16 protein-coding genes and 1 riboswitch are annotated in these 17,473 nt (G+C 43.9%); of the genes, 13 read left to right on the top strand and 3 right to left on the bottom strand.

Going from position 1 to position 17,473, the window contains the following annotated elements; genetic code table 11:
• Positions 1–85 precede the first annotated feature (85 nt).
• The 7 genes from LKD36_RS07865 (at position 86) to LKD36_RS07835 (ending at position 10,772) form a co-directional block, all read left to right on the top strand.
• Positions 86–2,677 (top strand): FtsK/SpoIIIE family DNA translocase, encoded by a 2,592-nt coding sequence (locus LKD36_RS07865; protein WP_308459256.1) that lies wholly within the window; start codon positions 86–88, stop codon positions 2,675–2,677.
• 23 nt (positions 2,678–2,700) lie between these two features.
• Positions 2,701–3,573 carry a chitobiase/beta-hexosaminidase C-terminal domain-containing protein gene (locus LKD36_RS07860; protein ID WP_308459255.1) on the top strand — a complete coding sequence of 291 codons (873 nt, stop codon included), beginning with the start codon at positions 2,701–2,703 and terminating at the stop codon, positions 3,571–3,573.
• A 151-nt stretch (positions 3,574–3,724) separates the two neighbouring features.
• Positions 3,725–4,609, top strand: coding sequence for a sulfide/dihydroorotate dehydrogenase-like FAD/NAD-binding protein (locus LKD36_RS07855; protein ID WP_118770021.1), 885 nt, complete (start codon positions 3,725–3,727; stop codon positions 4,607–4,609).
• On the top strand, positions 4,609–5,997 hold the full coding sequence (gene gltA, locus LKD36_RS07850; RefSeq protein ID WP_308459254.1) for an NADPH-dependent glutamate synthase: 1,389 nt from the start codon (positions 4,609–4,611) through the stop codon (positions 5,995–5,997). Before LKD36_RS07855 ends, gltA begins: the two co-directional genes overlap by 1 nt.
• A gap of 305 nt (positions 5,998–6,302) precedes the next feature.
• Entirely contained in the window at positions 6,303–8,825 is a 2,523-nt protein-coding gene (locus tag LKD36_RS07845) for a UvrD-helicase domain-containing protein (protein ID WP_308459253.1), read from the top strand.
• Entirely contained in the window at positions 8,809–9,528 is a 720-nt protein-coding gene (locus tag LKD36_RS07840; protein ID WP_308459252.1) for a hypothetical protein, read from the top strand. The genes LKD36_RS07845 and LKD36_RS07840 overlap by 17 nt, the downstream gene beginning before the upstream one ends.
• Before the next feature lie 59 nt (positions 9,529–9,587).
• Positions 9,588–10,772 (top strand): MBL fold metallo-hydrolase, encoded by a 1,185-nt coding sequence (locus tag LKD36_RS07835; protein ID WP_308459251.1) that lies wholly within the window; start codon positions 9,588–9,590, stop codon positions 10,770–10,772.
• On the opposite strand, the gene LKD36_RS07830 is transcribed toward LKD36_RS07835, so the two are convergent.
• On the bottom strand, positions 10,767–11,351 hold the full coding sequence (locus LKD36_RS07830; protein ID WP_308459250.1) for a pseudouridine synthase: 585 nt from the start codon (positions 11,349–11,351) through the stop codon (positions 10,767–10,769). The two genes, LKD36_RS07835 and LKD36_RS07830, sit on opposite strands and share 6 nt — an antisense overlap.
• Before the next feature lie 5 nt (positions 11,352–11,356).
• Positions 11,357–11,815 (bottom strand): hypothetical protein, encoded by a 459-nt coding sequence (locus tag LKD36_RS07825; protein ID WP_308459249.1) that lies wholly within the window; start codon positions 11,813–11,815, stop codon positions 11,357–11,359.
• A 179-nt stretch (positions 11,816–11,994) separates the two neighbouring features.
• Here LKD36_RS07825 and LKD36_RS07820 point away from each other — a divergent pair, with 179 nt between their 5' ends.
• Positions 11,995–12,603: an ATP synthase subunit B family protein gene (locus tag LKD36_RS07820; protein WP_118770025.1), complete on the top strand. Its 609-nt coding sequence runs from the start codon at positions 11,995–11,997 to the stop codon at positions 12,601–12,603.
• Here the strand turns inward: LKD36_RS07820 and LKD36_RS07815 are convergent.
• A complete protein-coding gene (locus tag LKD36_RS07815; protein WP_308459248.1) occupies positions 12,509–13,462 on the bottom strand; it encodes a nucleoside recognition domain-containing protein in 954 nt (317 codons plus the stop codon). The genes LKD36_RS07820 and LKD36_RS07815 overlap by 95 nt on opposite strands.
• Before the next feature lie 55 nt (positions 13,463–13,517).
• On the opposite strand from LKD36_RS07815, the gene LKD36_RS07810 reads away from it, so the two are divergent.
• The 5 genes from LKD36_RS07810 (at position 13,518) to LKD36_RS07790 (ending at position 17,466) form a co-directional block, all read left to right on the top strand.
• Positions 13,518–14,186, top strand: coding sequence for a M23 family metallopeptidase (locus LKD36_RS07810; RefSeq protein ID WP_308459247.1), 669 nt, complete (start codon positions 13,518–13,520; stop codon positions 14,184–14,186).
• Positions 14,187–14,257: 71 nt separating this feature from the next.
• A riboswitch (TPP riboswitch) is annotated at positions 14,258–14,367 on the top strand.
• Positions 14,368–14,482: 115 nt separating this feature from the next.
• Positions 14,483–15,292 (top strand): bifunctional hydroxymethylpyrimidine kinase/phosphomethylpyrimidine kinase, encoded by an 810-nt coding sequence (thiD, locus tag LKD36_RS07805; protein WP_308459246.1) that lies wholly within the window; start codon positions 14,483–14,485, stop codon positions 15,290–15,292.
• The gene (tenA, locus tag LKD36_RS07800; protein ID WP_118770029.1) at positions 15,289–15,951 is read left to right on the top strand and encodes a thiaminase II; all 663 of its coding nucleotides are present in this window, start codon (positions 15,289–15,291) and stop codon (positions 15,949–15,951) included. Before thiD ends, tenA begins: the two co-directional genes overlap by 4 nt.
• Before the next feature lie 3 nt (positions 15,952–15,954).
• Positions 15,955–16,704 (top strand): ABC transporter ATP-binding protein, encoded by a 750-nt coding sequence (locus LKD36_RS07795; RefSeq protein ID WP_308459245.1) that lies wholly within the window; start codon positions 15,955–15,957, stop codon positions 16,702–16,704.
• The gene (locus LKD36_RS07790; protein WP_308459244.1) at positions 16,705–17,466 is read left to right on the top strand and encodes an ABC transporter permease; all 762 of its coding nucleotides are present in this window, start codon (positions 16,705–16,707) and stop codon (positions 17,464–17,466) included.
• Positions 17,467–17,473 lie beyond the last annotated feature (7 nt).

Genomic DNA, 17,473 nt, shown 5'->3' with positions numbered 1-17,473 from the left:
CATGGTATAATTATCTGGTAAGGACTGGTCCTTTTGGGCGAGTCCTTTTTGTGGACTAGATATCAGGAGGGGACATCAATATCGTATGAGTACGACAAAAAAGAAATCAATCCGGACAGGGACTTCTACCGCCCGGAAAACAAATACATCAGCAAAAAGAAAAACAAAAACAAAAGCGGAAGTGAAACCGGAGAACAGTATTATGGATGAGATTGCACTTGTTGCGCTGCTTGTAGTCTCTGTATTCCTGTTTGTCAGCAACTTTGGAATTGGAGGAGCTGTTGGGGGAGCTGTCAGTGGAGTTCTCTTTGGCCTTTTTGGCCTGTTTGCTTATGCTGCTCCTGTTTTTATGCTGATTCTGGTGCTTTTTTCACTTGCCAATAAAGACAGTCTGGCAGTAAAAATCAAGATTGCGGGATTTCTCATTGCCAGTATCTCCCTGAGTGCGTTCTGCCATCTGCTGATCATGTCAAAGATTCCGACGGAAAAGATTGCCGATATTTTTTCCTACTGCAGCCAGCATAAAAGCGGCGGCGGAGTACTTGGAGGCCTGCTTGCCACACTGCTGAAAAATGCTCTCGGTATCGTTGGAACTTGCCTGGTACTTGCGGGAATTCTTATTATCTGTACGGTTGTAATCACCGGTCGTTCTTTCGTAAAAGCAATGTCAAACGGCAGCCAGAAAGCCTATGAATCTGCCCGTGATGATATGAAGAAACGACGCGAAATTTCCGAACAGCGGAAGGAAGAACGCAAAGTCCAGCGGCTGGAGAAACGGGTCAGCGGTGTCGGACAGGATCTTGTAATCCCGAAGGATGCTTCTAACGGTCTTCAGGAAGTGAAAGAGGAACCGGCGATGAAAGAAGCAGTTCCGGAAAATGCCAGAGTTCCGGCCGAAATTCTGGTCGGTGACGATTTTGATTTTCCGGTACATGACGTGATTCCGCGGAAAACGGAAAAAGAAGAGAAAGAAGGCAATCCGATCGGCGGAATTACTGAAATTTCGTTCAGCGAAGAGGATCTTATGAAAAATGCGCTGAGCAGACAGGAGCTTCAGGAGGAGAAAGAGCGTGAAACACAGAGAGAGGCGGATCCTGTTGTTCCGGAGACCACGAAACCTGTTGTCAAGGCACCGGTAGATACAGAACCGGAAAATGCACAGAAAACTATTTCAGTGTCAGGAACGGAATATCAGTTTCCTCCTGTCACACTTTTGAAAGAACCAAAGGGTTCCCAGAATCAAAAAGAGGGCAAAGCCGCACTTCAGGAGACTGCAGAACATCTTCAGCAGATCATGGATGATTTCGGTGTCAACGCCACCGTTACGAATGTCAGTCGCGGACCGGCTGTCACCCGATATGAAGTACAGCCTGCACATGGTGTCAAAGTCAGCAAAATTGTTGCTCTGGCGGATGATATCAAGCTGAATCTGGCAGTGTCAGATGTACGTATTGAAGCCCCGATTCCCGGAAAAGCGGCCGTTGGAATCGAAGTGCCGAATAAAGAGAATTCCATGGTTATGTTCCGTGAACTCATTGAATCCAAAGAATTCCGCAGTGCCAAATCAAAACTTGCATTTGCAGTAGGAAAAGATATCGGTGGAAATATCATGATTTCCGATATTTCTAAAATGCCACATCTTCTGATTGCCGGTGCGACCGGTTCCGGTAAATCCGTCTGCATTAATACGTTGATCATGAGTATTCTGTACAAAGCCCGTCCGGATGAAGTCAAATTAATCATGATCGACCCAAAGGTTGTGGAACTAAGTGCTTATAACGGAATTCCTCATCTTCTGATTCCAGTTGTAACGGATCCGAAGAAAGCGGCAGGAGCACTGAACTGGGCAGTGAACGAAATGATGGGACGTTACAATCGTTTTGCGGAAGTCAATGTCCGCAATATTCAGGGATATAATGAAAAAGTTGATTCCATCGCAGATATTGAAGATGAAAACAAGCCGCAGAAAATGCCGCAGATCGTCATTATCGTAGACGAGCTTGCCGATCTGATGATGGTGTCTCCGGGTGAAGTGGAGGATGCCATCTGCCGTCTGGCACAGCTTGCGCGTGCCGCCGGTATTCATCTGATTATTGCCACACAGAGACCGTCAGTCAATGTCATTACCGGTCTTATTAAGGCAAATATGCCATCCCGTATTGCATTTGCCGTATCATCCGGCGTTGACTCCAGAACAATTCTCGACATGAATGGAGCAGAGAAACTTCTCGGAAAAGGAGATATGCTTTTCTCACCTTACGGTATTCCCAAGCCGCTTCGAGTGCAAGGCGCCTTTGTATCCGATGCGGAAGTGGGCGCTGTCGTTGAATTCTTAAGCAGCCAGAAAGCAGAAAACCAGGAAGACAGCCAGATAATTGCCGAACAGATGCAGCAGATGCAGAATTCCATTGAAAGTGCTGTTTCCGCTGATTCCTCCTCTGCTGGAGGAAATGACAGAGATGTGCTGTTTATAGAAGCTGGAAAATTTATTATCGAAAAGGATAAGGCTTCCATCGGCATGCTGCAGCGCTGGTTTAAGATCGGTTTTAACCGTGCAGCCAGAATCATGGATCAGTTGGCAGATGCAGGCGTTGTCGGTGAAGAAGAAGGAACAAAACCGCGAAAAGTACTGATGTCCTTGGAACAGTTTGAACAGTACATTGATGAATACGAATGACAGGAAGGAGTGCATCATTCCACATGAAATGCCAGAAATGCGGAACTGATATTCCCGAAGGAAAAATTTACTGTGAAAAATGTGGTTCGGCAATCCAGATGGTGCCGGATTACAATCCGGTTGACGACATTTCCATAGACACAGACACACCGGATGCGCAGCCAGATATGGAAGCAATTTCGAAACCGGATACTGAGGAACAGCCTCAGCCGCGAAAAATCCACTGGAAGCGCTGGGCAGTTGGCACTCTTCTTCTGGTTCTTGGAGGGTATACCACCTACCAGATCGCATACCGTTCTTTTGGATCAGTGCAGGAAACAGCAGAAGATGAAATCATTCTTCTTGAAAAGCCAGAATTCAGTACCAGTCCGGGCTGCTATACACATTCCCTTCAGCTTATCCTGTCTCATACTGACCGGGCAAATGGTGTTATTTACTATACACTGGATGGAAGTACGCCGGATGCTGACAGCAGTGTTTATAATGGACCGATCACAATTGAAGAGGGAACCACCGTCGTGCGCGCTGTCTTTATTCGCAACGACGGAGTGCAGAGTGAGGAAGCTGACGGTACTTATAAAGTTATGTTCGAAACTCCGGATGAGCCTGTGTTCAGTGTACCTGAGGGAACATACAATGGAAGTTTTTATGTCACGATCCGTGCAGGGGCAGAAAGCAACATCTACTATACCACCAATGGAGAAGAACCTGATCGGTATGCAACCCGCTATACAGGTCCTATTCAGATCAATCCGGGACTGACTGTATTGCAGGCGGTGGCTGTTGATTATGAAGACCGGGAGAGCGGTGTGGTAGAAGTGATCTACAGAGTAAATGAATTATCTGAAAATCAGCCGGTATCTATTCCCGCAGATTCTCAGTCAATCACGCCTTAATGAATAAACACAGGTGTTACTGCGCGACTGGTAAAAAAATACAGTTGTTTGTGAAATTTTTGTTGAAATATGCACGGATTTGCATTATTATAAAATGTAATGATTTGTAATCTGCAGTGTATATAACACGGCAAGATATAGGAGGCTATGTATGTTCAAGATTTTAGAGGCAGAGCAGCTGTCTGCAAACGTCTACAAACAGGTCATTCTCGCTCCGAGAGTGGCAAAGTCTTGCGAGCCGGGTCAGTTCATTATTTTAAGAGTGGACGAGCACGGAGAGCGCATCCCGCTTACTATCTGTGACTATGACAGAGAAGCAGGAACAGTTACCATCGTATTCCAGCCCATCGGTGTATCTACTAACAAACTGGTTGCACTGAAAGCAGGCGATTCCATCGCAGATTTTGTTGGACCGCTGGGACATCCGTCTGATCTGGTTACCGATGACTTTGAAGAAGTTAAGAAGAAAAAAGTTGTTTTCATTGCTGGTGGAGTAGGTACTGCTCCGGTATATCCGCAGGCAAAATGGCTTCATGAGCATGGCATTGAGTGCGATATTATTGTTGGTGCAAGAACCAAAGATATCCTGATTATGGAAGAAGAGATGAGCAAGGTTGGTAACCTGTATCTCTGTACTGATGACGGAAGCTACGGCTTCAAGGGTGTTGGTACTGCTATGCTTGAGAAACTGGTAAGCGAAGGTCATCACTATGATCTGTGTGTTGCTATCGGACCGATGATCATGATGAAATTTGCATGTCTTACCACCAAGAAGCTTGGTATCCCGACTGTTGTCAGCATGAACCCGATCATGGTAGACGGAACCGGTATGTGCGGTGCCTGTCGTGTGATGGTTGGAGACGAAGTGAAGTTTGCATGTGTAGACGGACCGGAGTTCGACGGCCACAAGATCGACTTTGATCAGGCTATGAAGAGAGCAGCAATGTACAAGACCGAAGAGGGAAGACGTTTCCTTGCATTCAAAGAGGGAGCAACCCACCACGGCGGCTGCGGAAATTGCGGAGGTGACAAATAATGGCACAGGGACTGACAAGAGTACCGGTTAGAGAGCAGAATCCGAAGGTTCGTGCTACAAACTTCGAGGAAGTATGTTACGGTTACAATAAAGAAGAAGCAGTAGAAGAGGCAAAGCGCTGCCTTGGCTGTAAAAAACCGAAATGTGTAGAAGGATGTCCGGTTTCTATTAATATTCCGGAGTTCATCGCAGCAGTAAAAGAAGAGAAATTTGACGAAGCATTCAAGATCATCAGCCAGTCTTCCGCTCTTCCGGCCGTTTGTGGACGTGTATGCCCGCAGGAGAGCCAGTGTGAGGGTAAATGTGTACGTGGAATCAAAGGTGAACCGGTAGCAATCGGTAAACTGGAGCGTTTCGTTGCTGACTGGGCAAGAGAAAACGGTATCAAACCGGAAGCTCCGGCTGAGAAGAATGGTAAAAAAGTTGCAGTTATCGGTTCTGGTCCTTCCGGACTGACCTGCGCAGGAGATCTTGCAAAACTTGGTTATGATGTAACCATTTTTGAGGCATTACATAAAGCAGGCGGCGTACTGGTATATGGTATTCCGGAGTTCCGTCTTCCGAAAGACCGCGTTGTCGGACCGGAAGTTGAGAATGTAAAATCTCTCGGCGTTAAAATCGAGACTGACGTTATCATTGGAAAGACTGTTACCATCGATGAACTGATTGAGAACGAAGGATTTGATGCAGTATTCATCGGTTCCGGTGCTGGACTGCCGAAATTCATGGGTATTCCGGGTGAGACCGCTTGTGGAGTTCTTTCCGCAAATGAGTTCCTGACCAGAAATAACCTGATGAAAGCTTTCGATGAGAGCTATGACACTCCGATCGTACACGGCAAGAAAGTCGTAGTCGTTGGTGGTGGTAACGTTGCTATGGATGCTGCACGTACTGCACTGCGTCTTGGCGGTGAGACTCATATCGTATACAGAAGAAGTGAGGAAGAGCTTCCGGCTCGTAAAGAGGAAGTTCATCACGCTAAAGAGGAAGGTATCATCTTTGACCTTCTGACCAATCCGGTAGAGATCATCGTTGATGAGAATGACTGGGTAAAAGGTGTGAAATGTATCAAGATGGAACTGGGTGAGCCGGATGCTTCCGGAAGACGTCGTCCGGTAGAAGTTCCGGGATCTGAATTCGTTATCGATTGTGATACCGTTGTAATGTCCCTGGGTACTTCCCCGAACCCGCTGATCTCCTCCACAACCAAAGGTCTTGAGATCAACAAGAGAAAATGTATCGTTGCTACCGAGGATACTGGCGCTACCTCCAAAGAGGGCGTTTATGCCGGTGGTGATGCAGTTACCGGAGCAGCTACCGTTATCCTGGCAATGGGCGCAGGTAAAGCAGCAGCAAAAGGTATTCATGAGTATCTGAGCCAGAAATAATTGAATTAGGTTCAATCCAAACTCTAATAAAATTCTGTGTGCTATATACACGATTGTATGTAGTGTATCGAAACAAATAGAAGAAGGACTGTGTGTCCAGTACGTACACTTAACAGTGTTCGTCCTGTTCCCACAGTCCTTTTTATTTGTCCGCTCCAATAGCATACAATTTCGTGATATAGACACACAGAATAAAGAAAGATTTTGATTGAAATAAATTAGAAATGTCGGGACAGCAAAACAGTACATGGAAATGCTTATTTTGAAGTGGTATAATTTGGTATAATATCATTTGAGGTGTTACTATGAATTTTTGGAATAAAATGTTATCAAATATTACAGACACAGTTTTACCAAAGAAGTTGGATGATGATACTCTCTTTTTGCAAATAGAAGAGGCTTTACAAGAAGAAAAAAATTTATGGAATTCTCAGCAAAGCTATATCGATCCTTATACGGTTAAATGCTTTCAGGATAAATGGCACTCAGCATATAGTTCTGCAAAAAAGAAAACAAGAGGTGTATTGTTCTCTTTGGGGCTGTCTGGACAGAAAATTCATAGTTTGGCACCAAAGTTTATTGATATTTATGAACATATTTCTTCTAAGGCACAAGCATTTAATGAGTGCATGATAAAGCATAGAGTAGCAGAAGCAGCACAGCTAATTTTGCCAGTAGAAGGAAAAATGCTTGATGATCAACAGATGAGATGCATTGTAAAAAAAGTTCATAATCATCTGGTTCTTGCTGGTGCTGGCAGCGGAAAAACTACTACCATCGTTGCTTATGTCAAATATCTCTTGAAGAGTAACATCTGCATGTCTAATGATATTTTGGTTTTATCATTTACGAATGCATCCGCCTTAGAAATGAGTGAACGACTGAACAAAGAAATTGGTACACCAGTTATTGCACAAACATTCCATAAACTCGGACTGGATATTATCACCTCTGTACAGAGTAAGAAACCTAAAATATATTCTGGAGATATTCGACTATTCGCCAGAAAGCAGCTGAATGTTTTAGTACAAAATGTTGAATATTTAAGAAAACTATGTACATATCTAATTTATGATGGAGTAACACAGAAGTCGGAATTTGATTTTCAAACAGAGGAAGAATATCAGTCCTATTTGAAATATAATTCGCCTATAACATTAAAAAAAGAAAGAGTAAAAAGTTATGGAGAGTTGAAAATTGCAAATTTTCTGACACAAAATGGAGTTTCATATGTTTATGAGCAAGCATATCCCATTGATACACGAACATCAGAGTTCGGACAGTATCATCCGGATTTTTATCTGCCAGACTATGATTTATATATAGAATATTTTGGTATTGACAGGGAAGGAAAAGTCCCAGCTTATTTTTCAGAAAAAAATGGAATGTCAGCAACACAGGTTTATCAGGAGGGAATCAAGTGGAAACAAGAATTGCACAAGAAAAATGAGACCCATCTGATAGAGGTCTATGCATATGAAAATTTGGAAGGACATCTTTTATCAAAATTAGAAGAAAGGCTAAGAAATGCAGGTGTAATTTTTTCGCCTATGTCTCCGAATGAGATGTGGAGCATGCTCAATGGTACAGAGAACCAAAAGTTAGATCGTATTGCAGAATTGTTCGGAACAGTCATTACTTTAGCCAAAAGCAACGAATGTTCCTTGGATGAAATGCACAGTAGAAATGCTAGCCTTAAGAATTTGGCAAGTATTGATATTGTGATAGATTTGATTAAACCAGTATACAACAATTATCAAGCAATGCTTTCTGCTTCAGAAGAGATTGATTTTAATGATATGATTAATCTTGCATCTCATTATGTCCAGAATAAACAGTTTATCCATTCATATAAATATGTAATAGTTGATGAGTACCAGGATATCTCTCAGGCTCGTTATCGATTGCTTGATTCAATGAGAAAACAAAATGCTTTTCACTTATTTTGTGTAGGTGATGACTGGCAGAGTATTTATCGATTTAATGGCAGTGATATTGGTTTTATTCTAAACTTTGAAAAGTACTGGGGAATCTCAGAAGTCAGTCGTATTGAAACGACATATCGTTTTCCGCAAAGTTTGATCTCTGTTAGTAGTAGCTTTATTATGAAAAACCCAGAACAAAAACAAAAGAAACTTCATAGTGCTATTGCAGATCGCGGTTTTTCCATGGGAAAAATTACAGGATATACAGATGCGTATGCTGTTGAATTTCTTGCTGACAGACTAAAAGATTTACCACCTAAAAGTTCTATACTATTTATTGGACGATACCGTTTTGATATAAAAATATTAGAAAGCCAAAAACAATTTACGTATCGATACAATACAGTACTTGGGAAAACGGAGGTGTTTTTCAGCAGACGTCCAGATTTACAAATCTTTTTTATGACTGTACATGGTTCAAAAGGTTTACAGGCTGACTATGTTTTTTTGCTGAATAACAAAGCACAGGGCATGGGGTTTCCAAGTCAAATTGCAGATGCACCTGTGTTACGACTTTTTCTTGACAACAGTGACCATTATCCTTATGCAGAGGAACGTCGTTTGTTTTATGTTGCAATCACAAGGGCAAAGAAAAAAGTATGGCTTGTTACGATCAAAAATAATGAATCAGTTTTTGTAAAGGAAATTGATGAAGTCTATGGAAAAGATATGCAAAAGGAACAGTATATCTGTCCTTTGTGTGGCGGGCGACTTATCCGAAAAAGTGGACCATATGGAGAATTTTTTGGATGTTCTAATTACAGCTCTAAAGGATGTCGATATAAAAGAAATATTAATAGAAGTAAAAATATAGGAGGTTTCAGAAATGGGCATACAATATAATGAGAAAACGATTATTGATAAATGCGAGGAAGCAATGAAAAATCCAGCCTTATTTTATAAGCAAGGACTTGTAAACTATAAGGGTATTTGTTCAGATACCAATATCCCCTATACAGAGGTAATTGCGGATTATTTGATGGAGCATTTTGAAGAATTTGAAAGAGGAATCCCTAAAATTCAGCGCAAGAACTCCTATTGTACAGGTACACACGAAAGCAGGTATGATCCAACATCCAATCGCACAGAAGAATTGACAGCAATAAAGCTATGCAAGGCTGGCAGAAAATATGAAAAAATCGGAACAATTTTGGATTATCAAATTCCTTTGAAAGACAAGCAAAGCGATGTTGCCGGAAAAATCGATCTGCTCGCGTACGATGGCAGGGTATTGCATATATTGGAATTGAAAAAACCTGGCATAAAGAGTAATCAGGAAACGATGCTTCGTTGTGTGCTGGAAGGCTACACTTATTTGCGCATAATTGATACGGTGAAGCTGATTTCTGATTTTAATGAGAAGAAAGGAGTAAATATTCCATTGGATACACCGGTTAAGGCCAGTCCGCTTACATTTAAAGATAGCCTTCCATATCGAGAGTGGAAGGAGATTGATAGACGTCCGAAGTTAAAAGCATTGATGGAACTTTTGGACAGTGAGCCATTTTTTATTCGGGAAGTTTCCGAAAACTATGAAATTTTTTGATTTTCTAAAATCATATGATGATTCTTCTATACGGAAACATATGAGAGGAGCGTGTAGAAATGAAGCTCTGCATTCATCGAGGTACACACCAGATCGGCGGAATTGCTACGGAGATTGCCACGGAAAAAACACGCATTATTATTGATATGGGTGATGTGCTGTCTCTTGAACCGGATTTTGTGTCCGCTCCGTTGGACATTCCCGGTGTGACTGACACAAATGGACACTGTGATGCAGTGCTTTTTACCCATTATCATGGTGACCACACGGGTCAGATGCTTCGTATACGTCCGGAAATACAGATCTATACCGGTGCATTGGCAAAAGACATCATGCGTCTGTCCAGCGCGCACAGCTATCAGAAAGATGAAGTACTCTGCAAGCGAATGGAAACCATCCGTACTTTTTCCGCAGGAAAGCCACTCTGGATTGGTGATATGAAAATCACACCGTTTTGCATTGATCACTCTGCAGTGGACAGTTATTTGTTTCTCATAGAGACAGAGGGTAAACGTATTTTGTACACGGGTGATTTCCGTCTGCATGGTGTGAGGGGAAAAACGATGGATAAAATTCTGGACAGGTGGGTTGGAAAGGTTGACGTCGTTGTTACTGAGGGGACGACGATATCCCGCATGGATAGTAAAAACGTTACGGAATGGGATCTTCAAGCGCGTTTAAAGGCATATTTGCAACAGTATAAGTATGTATTTGTGCTATGTGCAACCACCAATCTGGATCGCATCATTGCCTGTGCAAGAGCGGTTCCCTGTGGAAAATACAGTCTGTGCGATGCGTATCAGTTTGAACTTGTAAAAACAGTATCTGAACACTGGCATGAGTTTTCTGGATTTTATGAGATGCCAAAGCTTACTTATTTTCATCAGGATCCGCCAACGCGTTTCACTGAGCTGGGTGGTTTGATGTTTGTCCGTGCCAATTCAAAGTTTAAATCCATCATCCGCCAATTTGATCCAGGACAAAGTATCATCTTATATTCGATATGGGATGGCTACCGTACGAAACCAGGCAGCTCCATTCCGGGTTTTCTGGCGCTGACCGATACATGGGAGCCATTGCACACCAGTGGACATGCTTCGCCGGAGGATCTGCGCCATGTCATTGAAAAGGCAGACCCGGATTTTGTGATTCCGATGCATACGGATGCGCCACAGAAGATTCAGACACTTTTCCCGGACCGTACCGTTGTTCTTCTGAAAGACGGAGAAGAATTTTTACTATGACAATTCTATTTCTTTATATTCTCCGGGAGCCAGTTTTTCATCCAGCACAATAGAACCCATAGAAATGCGTTTCAGACGAATCACACAGCAGCCGACGACTTTCAGCATGCGGCGGATCTGGCGTTTGCGGCCTTCGGAGATGGTGATGGTGCCGAATACTACAGGATGATCGGGAAGGTTATATTTTAACTTTTCCTGCATATCCGGATGGAGATGAGGCACGACTTTAGAGAGGATGGAAGTACCGGTGACTGTGACAGAGGCGCCTGTAGTGGGGCGGTCAGAGCCGATGAGCAGGACGCCTTCGGATAATCTTTGAAGATTCTCTTCATTCAGAGTGCCGAGGGCGGCAAATTCATAAGTTTTCGGTACGTGGAAAGCAGGATTCGTCATCTTCTGATTCCAGATACCGTCATCGGTAATCATAAGAAGACCTTCGGTCTCACGGTCAAGACGTCCCACAGGGGAGAGACGGTCATTTTCCAGGGAACGGAAATAATCCATTACCACTGGAAAACGATCATCCCTGTGGGCCGTGACACAGCCGAAGGGCTTATTGAACATATAATAGTGTTTCATAAAAATTAACCTTCAGGGAACAGTTCGTTATAATAACGTTCCGTCAGTTCTTCTGCATAAGCATCATCCAGTTCAGGAAATGCATGCATCATACGTTCCCTCATTAACTCTGTCACCATAAAATATTTCATTTCACTGGTAGTATTCTCATCCAGATCCACAGTCAGGGATTCTGGTGCCAGATTTTCTTTAGCCCAGACACTGATTTTTTCTTCCAGGGTAGATTCCCGTGAAATGTCCTCCAGCATTTTCATGGCTTTCTTAAAAGAAAGCCCGGCAATAACAAGGAAAATCAGGAACATTCCTTCCATAACTGCCAGTGCAAACATATTCAGAGGCAGCTTGATAATTCCAATAATAGCCAGTGTGATTATCAGAAACCCGCCGCTTCCTACCAGCAGAAATGTCCAGGCAGAAGATTTTGTTTCTGACTGCTTGTCCTTTGCAGATGTATGAGTACTCATGGATCACTCCTCCTTCGTATTCTTCATATAGTTCATTATAACCGAAAGTTTCCGGGGATTCAATCCTCAAAGAGACCTTGCGTAAATCCCTCTATTCGGGTATAATATCGTAAGATAATACGAAAGAATTTCAGAATTGATTCAGGATAGAAAGAAAGCAGCAAAAGGAGAATAAAAGAATGAGCAGCAGCCGTATTGAACAGATTATTGAAGAGATTGAAGATTATATTGATACATGCAAAGGACCTTTATTTTCATCGGGAGACAAGATTGTGGTGGAGCGTGAGCGCATGGAAGAACTTCTGCGTGAACTTCGTCTGAAGACGCCGGAGGAGATCAAGCGTTATCAGAAAATCCTTGCAAATAAGGATGCAATTCTGGCAGATGCCCAGCAGAAAGCAGAAGCCATTATTGCTCAGGCAAATATCCAGAATCAGGAGCTGGTCAATGAGCATGAGATTATGCAGCAGGCTTATGAGCAGGCAAATCAGGTCATTGAAATGGCTACTAATCAGGCACAGGATATTCTGGATAATGCAACCAGAGATGCCAATGAGATCCGTCGTGGCGCTATCCAGTATACCGATGATATGCTCGCCAACATGCAGACCATGGTGCAGGAAGTAGTAGAGACTTCCAACAGCCGTTACAGCGCAATGATGAAAAATTTTCAGGATTTCTATGACACTATCATCAGTAACCGCCAGGAACTGGCACCGGAGACAGCTTCTGTAAAAGAAGAAACAGAAGAAACGACAGAAGAGCCAGAAACAGACGACCAACAGTAAATGACCGTATTCTGATTCCGGCATGACAGAGGACACTTTTTGTCTGCGCAAAAATACATAATCCACCAAAAGAAGCGCAGGAACAGACTGCTGCCAGACGGACGGACAATGCTCCGGAAAAGAAACTGCAGACTGCCTGTATGCCACAGCTGATTTCCAGAATGGACTCCAGCGGCAGCCGCACTGCAGATGAGGCAGAAATAAGCTGCAGCATCCGACTACAGACCGAAAACAGAATAATATATCCGCCAAGCCGGGTAATGGTTGCGAAACTGTCCATAATACAGGCATCCAGCATCGGAAATGTAAGCCGCTGCATGGGGGCCTGTTTTTTTGTACATATATTCCGGTCGTAAGGAAAATGATAAAATGGTCTTGTCAGTATCCCGTAGCAAACCGGAAGAGCATAGAATAGCAGTACAATTTTCCATGGAATCTGATGATATCCAAGCGCATACATACAGATATAGTTCATAAAAAAAGCCGGACTTACATTGTTGCAAAATCCAAGAAGATAAGTGCCTTCCTCCCGTGTAAGATGTCCTTGTCGTACCAGATCAGCGGTTGTCTTGGCACCCATTGGAAATCCACACAGAAAACCCATCAGGACAGCATAACAGCCCTCCTCGGAGATCCGGAACAGTCGTTGAAACAAAGGTGCATAGAAGCTGTTCAGGAAGTGAAAGAGGCCTGTATGGATCAGTAGGCCGGATACAATCATAAACGGAAGCAGTGAGGGCAGAACTGCCTGATACCAGAGCGTAAGTCCTGCTGTACAGCCTTCTGCTGCCAGAACCGGATGAGTAAACAGAAGAATACAAAAGCCAAGAGGCAGAATCACTGACAGTATTTTTTTCACGTACGTCCCATATAATAAACTGATTTTGTACATTTTATGGAGTTGACCGTAATTTATGCGCATTTCCAGACAACATGCCTGCTATCTGATTGCCATTTTGTTCCTCTGCTGCCTGATTCAGTCTGAAAAAGAATGGATCGAAAATCTTATAGACCGGCAGGCAGGAAACCTTTCCAAGACCACAGAGAGCCTTCTGGAGCAATATCAGAGACAGATCGAGTCTGTCTGGGAAGAGCTTATCTATTTTCCGGTACCGGATTCTGCCTTGTCCCCAAATGTATCTGTCTCCTTCCAAAATACCTGGCAGGCGGAACGAAACTACGGCGGCAAACGAAAACACGAAGGAATTGACCTGATGGCCGACCCTGATAAAAGCGGCTATTTTCCCATTGTGAGCATGACAGATGGAACCATTGAACAGGTGGGATGGCTGGAAAAGGGAGGCTGGCGGATTGGAATCCGATCTATAAGTGGCAATTATTATTACTATGCACATTTTCATTCGTATATCAAAGGTTGGAAAAGGGGAGATCCGGTGAAGGCAGGAGATGTGCTGGGATATATGGGTGACACTGGATATGGACCGGAAGGGACGACGGGGCAATTCCCGGTGCATCTTCATCTGGGGATCTATCTTCCGGCTGCGGAAAGTGGCGAGCTGGCCATCAATCCTTACTGGATGCTTCTGTATCTGGAAAGCCAAAAGCTTTCATATATATATTAATGTGACTGTATAAGAAGAAAACTTGACATCCTCACTTCATTGTCGTATAGTAAGAAAGCAAAGTGAATAGAAAATAAGTACCGGGGAGCCTGCGGAAGTGGGCTGAGATCTGACTGATACCGTCAGGACCCGTATACCTGATTTGGATCATGCCAACGTAGGAAGTAACTGTGAAAAGATAGAAAAGTGGAAGTACGTTGGTATTTCCACTTTTTTTATTTACCTGCGGCGGTACATTGGGGGCACCACCTTGCATCGCCTAACAAAAGTTATTGATGCCTGAAAGGAGAATTTTTATGAAGACAGCATTAACAATCGCCGGAAGTGATTCCAGCGGAGGCGCCGGTATCCAGGCTGACTTAAAGACCATGATTGCAAATGGGGTATATGCCATGACTGCAATTACGGCTCTGACAGCACAGAACACCACCGGCGTCCAGGGGATTTTCGAGGTAACCCCGGAATTCCTGGAACAGCAGATTGATAGCGTATTTACGGATATTCGTCCGGACGCAGTGAAGATCGGAATGGTTTCTTCTGTGGGACTGATCGAGTCCATCGCAAAGAAACTGAAACAGTATGAAGCAGAAAAAATCGTAGTGGACCCGGTTATGGTGGCAACCAGCGGATCAAGACTCATCAGCGAGGACGCCATTGGCGCATTAAAAGAGCTTTTACTGCCCATGGCGACGGTTTTGACTCCGAATATTCCGGAGACGGAAGTTCTCTCCGGAATGGAAGTAAAGACCGCGGATGACATGATTGCAGCAGCAAAATATATCAGTGAGACCTATCACTGTGCCGTACTCTGCAAGGGTGGACATCAGTTAAATGATGCCAACGACCTTCTGTACCGGAACGGCGATTATAAATGGTTCAATGGTAAACGGATCGACAACCCGAATACCCATGGTACCGGATGTACGCTGTCCAGCGCTATTGCCTCCAATCTGGCAAAAGGCTATGATCTGGACACCGCAGTGGAGCGCGCAAAAGCTTATATCTCCGGCGCTCTGGCAGCCATGCTTGATCTTGGACAGGGTTCCGGCCCCATGGATCACGGATTTGATTTTCGTGGAAAAGGATTTGCGGAGGAAAAGGCATGACCGTTACAGAACGTCTTTTAAAAGACACAGAATCTATCTGGGCAGAATACCATCAGCACCCGTTTGTACAGGGGATTGCCGACGGAACTCTGGATAAAGAAAAATTCAAATATTATATGATACAGGACTATCTCTATCTTCTTGATTATACGAAAGTATTTGCTATTGGCGTTGCAAAGGCGAAGGACATGGAGTTTATGAAACGCTTTGCAAATTCCACCCATGCTATTTTAGATGGAGAGATGGATATTCACAGAAGCTACATGGCACGCCTTGGCATCACGCCGGAAGAGGCAGAACATACGAAGCAGGCCCTTGATAATCTGTCTTATACCTCCTATATGCTCCGTGTAGCTTATGAAGAAGGTCAGGCAGAAGTAGCAGCTTCCATTCTTTCCTGCGCATTGAGTTATGAGGCAATTGCCCGCCAGATTGTAGCTGAGCACCCGGAAGCAGACAAACATCCGTTTTATGGAGAATGGGTATCCGGTTATGTGTCAGACAGCTATCATGAGGAAAATGAATCCCTTGTGGTTTTAGTTGATCGTCTGGCAGCAGACTACAATGAAGCACAGCTTGCACATCTTTCCGAAATCTTCACCGCATGCTCCCGCTATGAAAAAGCGTTCTGGGACATGGCATGGGAAATGAGGAAATAGTGTATGCTTACATTTGATAACGTAAGATTTCAGTATGACTGTGAAGATTTTTCCATCATTGACCATCTGTCCTTTACTGTCCAGGATGGAGAATTCGTGTCCGTAATCGGTCCTTCCGGTTGCGGAAAAAGTACGATTTTTCGGCTGGTCAATAAGCTTCTCCCTCCTGCAGAAGGAAATATTCTGGTAAATGGACAGAATATCAATGGTCTTAAAAACTACTGTGGTTATATGCCGCAGCAGGACATGCTGTTCCCATGGCGGACAGTAAAAGAAAATGTTATGCTTCCCATGGAAATTCAGGGGAGCATTTCCAAAGCAGAGATGGAAGAGCGGGCAGAGCAGGCATTGGAATCTGTCGGTTTAAAAGATTGGGGAAAGAAGTCTCCACGGGAGCTTTCCGGCGGTATGCGGCAGCGTGCAGCATTTGCCAGAACTGTGCTCACCGGATCAGATCTTTTGCTTCTGGATGAACCTTTCTCTGCCCTTGATTATCTGACACGCCTTTCCATGCGGGAATGGCTTTTGGAACAATGGGAACGCGAGCAGAAGACTGTTCTTTTTATTACCCATGATGTGGAGGAGGCAGTCTTTTTATCCAGCCGAATTCTGGTGGTGGAAGAAACTCCCATCACTCACTTAAAATCCATTGAAGTTCCGGCAGAATATCCGCGAACAAGGGAAGAACTGACCCGTCCTGAAATCGTGGAGTTAAAAGAGAATTTAATTGAAATGCTCAGGAGGAATCCGTAGATGAATGAGACGAAAAAACGCGGGAATGCAAATCTTCCGGCCCTGATTCTCCTGGCAGTATTACTGATGTTCTGGCAGGCTGCTGCTATGGGAATTGATGCGGCCTATATTCTGCCGTCCCCGACGCAGATTTTAGTCCGTCTCTGGGAACTGCGAGGTCCGTTATTTACAGCGCATCTTCCGGCTACCATGTCGGTAGTTGCCATCGGACTTTCCATTTCTATTGTTCTGGGACTGGGACTTGCCGTTCTTATGGATATCAGTGAGATTGCGGAAAAAGCATTATATCCGTTAATTATTGCTTCCCAGACGATTCCGACCACTGCATTGGCACCGCTTTTTGTGCTCTGGTTTGGTTATGGTATCTGGAGTAAAGTGCTGGTAACGGTATTGATTACCTTTTTCCCTATTACCATCACGGTATTTGACGGATTTAAATCGGTAAAGACAGAGATGGCAGAATTGTTATTTACCTTTGGCGCAAGTAAACGCCAGATCTTTTTTAAACTGAAAATTCCGGCAGTGCTTCCCTGCTTCTTTTCTGCCATCAAAATGGCTGTTCCCATGTCCATCATCGGAGCTGCCATTGGCGAATGGTTGGGCGCACAGAGCGGACTTGGATATTTCAGCAGACGAATGATGACGCAGCTTGACGGAGCCGGTGTATTTGCACCGATTCTCCTGCTCTCCGTGGTAGCCATGTTCTTCACCGAACTGGTAGCGATTCTGGAAAAACGACTGATCCACTGGAGAAATGACTAAACGAAAG

It is taken from the genome of Hominiventricola filiformis, assembly GCF_020686965.1.
GTDB lineage: Bacteria > Bacillota > Clostridia > Lachnospirales > Lachnospiraceae > Hominiventricola > Hominiventricola filiformis.
The sequence above is the reverse complement of the archived record's forward strand: the minus strand, read 5'-3'. Positions and strand labels throughout refer to the sequence as shown.

Coding starts and splice junctions, on each gene's coding strand:
- LKD36_RS07865 (WP_308459256.1), top strand. CDS start 86: ATGAGTACGACAAAAAAGAAATCAATCCGGACAGGGACTTCTACCGCC.
- LKD36_RS07860 (WP_308459255.1), top strand. CDS start 2,701: ATGAAATGCCAGAAATGCGGAACTGATATTCCCGAAGGAAAAATTTAC.
- LKD36_RS07855 (WP_118770021.1), top strand. CDS start 3,725: ATGTTCAAGATTTTAGAGGCAGAGCAGCTGTCTGCAAACGTCTACAAA.
- gltA (WP_308459254.1), top strand. CDS start 4,609: ATGGCACAGGGACTGACAAGAGTACCGGTTAGAGAGCAGAATCCGAAG.
- LKD36_RS07845 (WP_308459253.1), top strand. CDS start 6,303: ATGAATTTTTGGAATAAAATGTTATCAAATATTACAGACACAGTTTTA.
- LKD36_RS07840 (WP_308459252.1), top strand. CDS start 8,809: ATGGGCATACAATATAATGAGAAAACGATTATTGATAAATGCGAGGAA.
- LKD36_RS07835 (WP_308459251.1), top strand. CDS start 9,588: ATGAAGCTCTGCATTCATCGAGGTACACACCAGATCGGCGGAATTGCT.
- LKD36_RS07830 (WP_308459250.1), bottom strand. CDS start 11,351: ATGAAACACTATTATATGTTCAATAAGCCCTTCGGCTGTGTCACGGCC.
- LKD36_RS07825 (WP_308459249.1), bottom strand. CDS start 11,815: ATGAGTACTCATACATCTGCAAAGGACAAGCAGTCAGAAACAAAATCT.
- LKD36_RS07820 (WP_118770025.1), top strand. CDS start 11,995: ATGAGCAGCAGCCGTATTGAACAGATTATTGAAGAGATTGAAGATTAT.
- LKD36_RS07810 (WP_308459247.1), top strand. CDS start 13,518: ATGCGCATTTCCAGACAACATGCCTGCTATCTGATTGCCATTTTGTTC.
- thiD (WP_308459246.1), top strand. CDS start 14,483: ATGAAGACAGCATTAACAATCGCCGGAAGTGATTCCAGCGGAGGCGCC.
- tenA (WP_118770029.1), top strand. CDS start 15,289: ATGACCGTTACAGAACGTCTTTTAAAAGACACAGAATCTATCTGGGCA.
- LKD36_RS07795 (WP_308459245.1), top strand. CDS start 15,955: ATGCTTACATTTGATAACGTAAGATTTCAGTATGACTGTGAAGATTTT.
- LKD36_RS07790 (WP_308459244.1), top strand. CDS start 16,705: ATGAATGAGACGAAAAAACGCGGGAATGCAAATCTTCCGGCCCTGATT.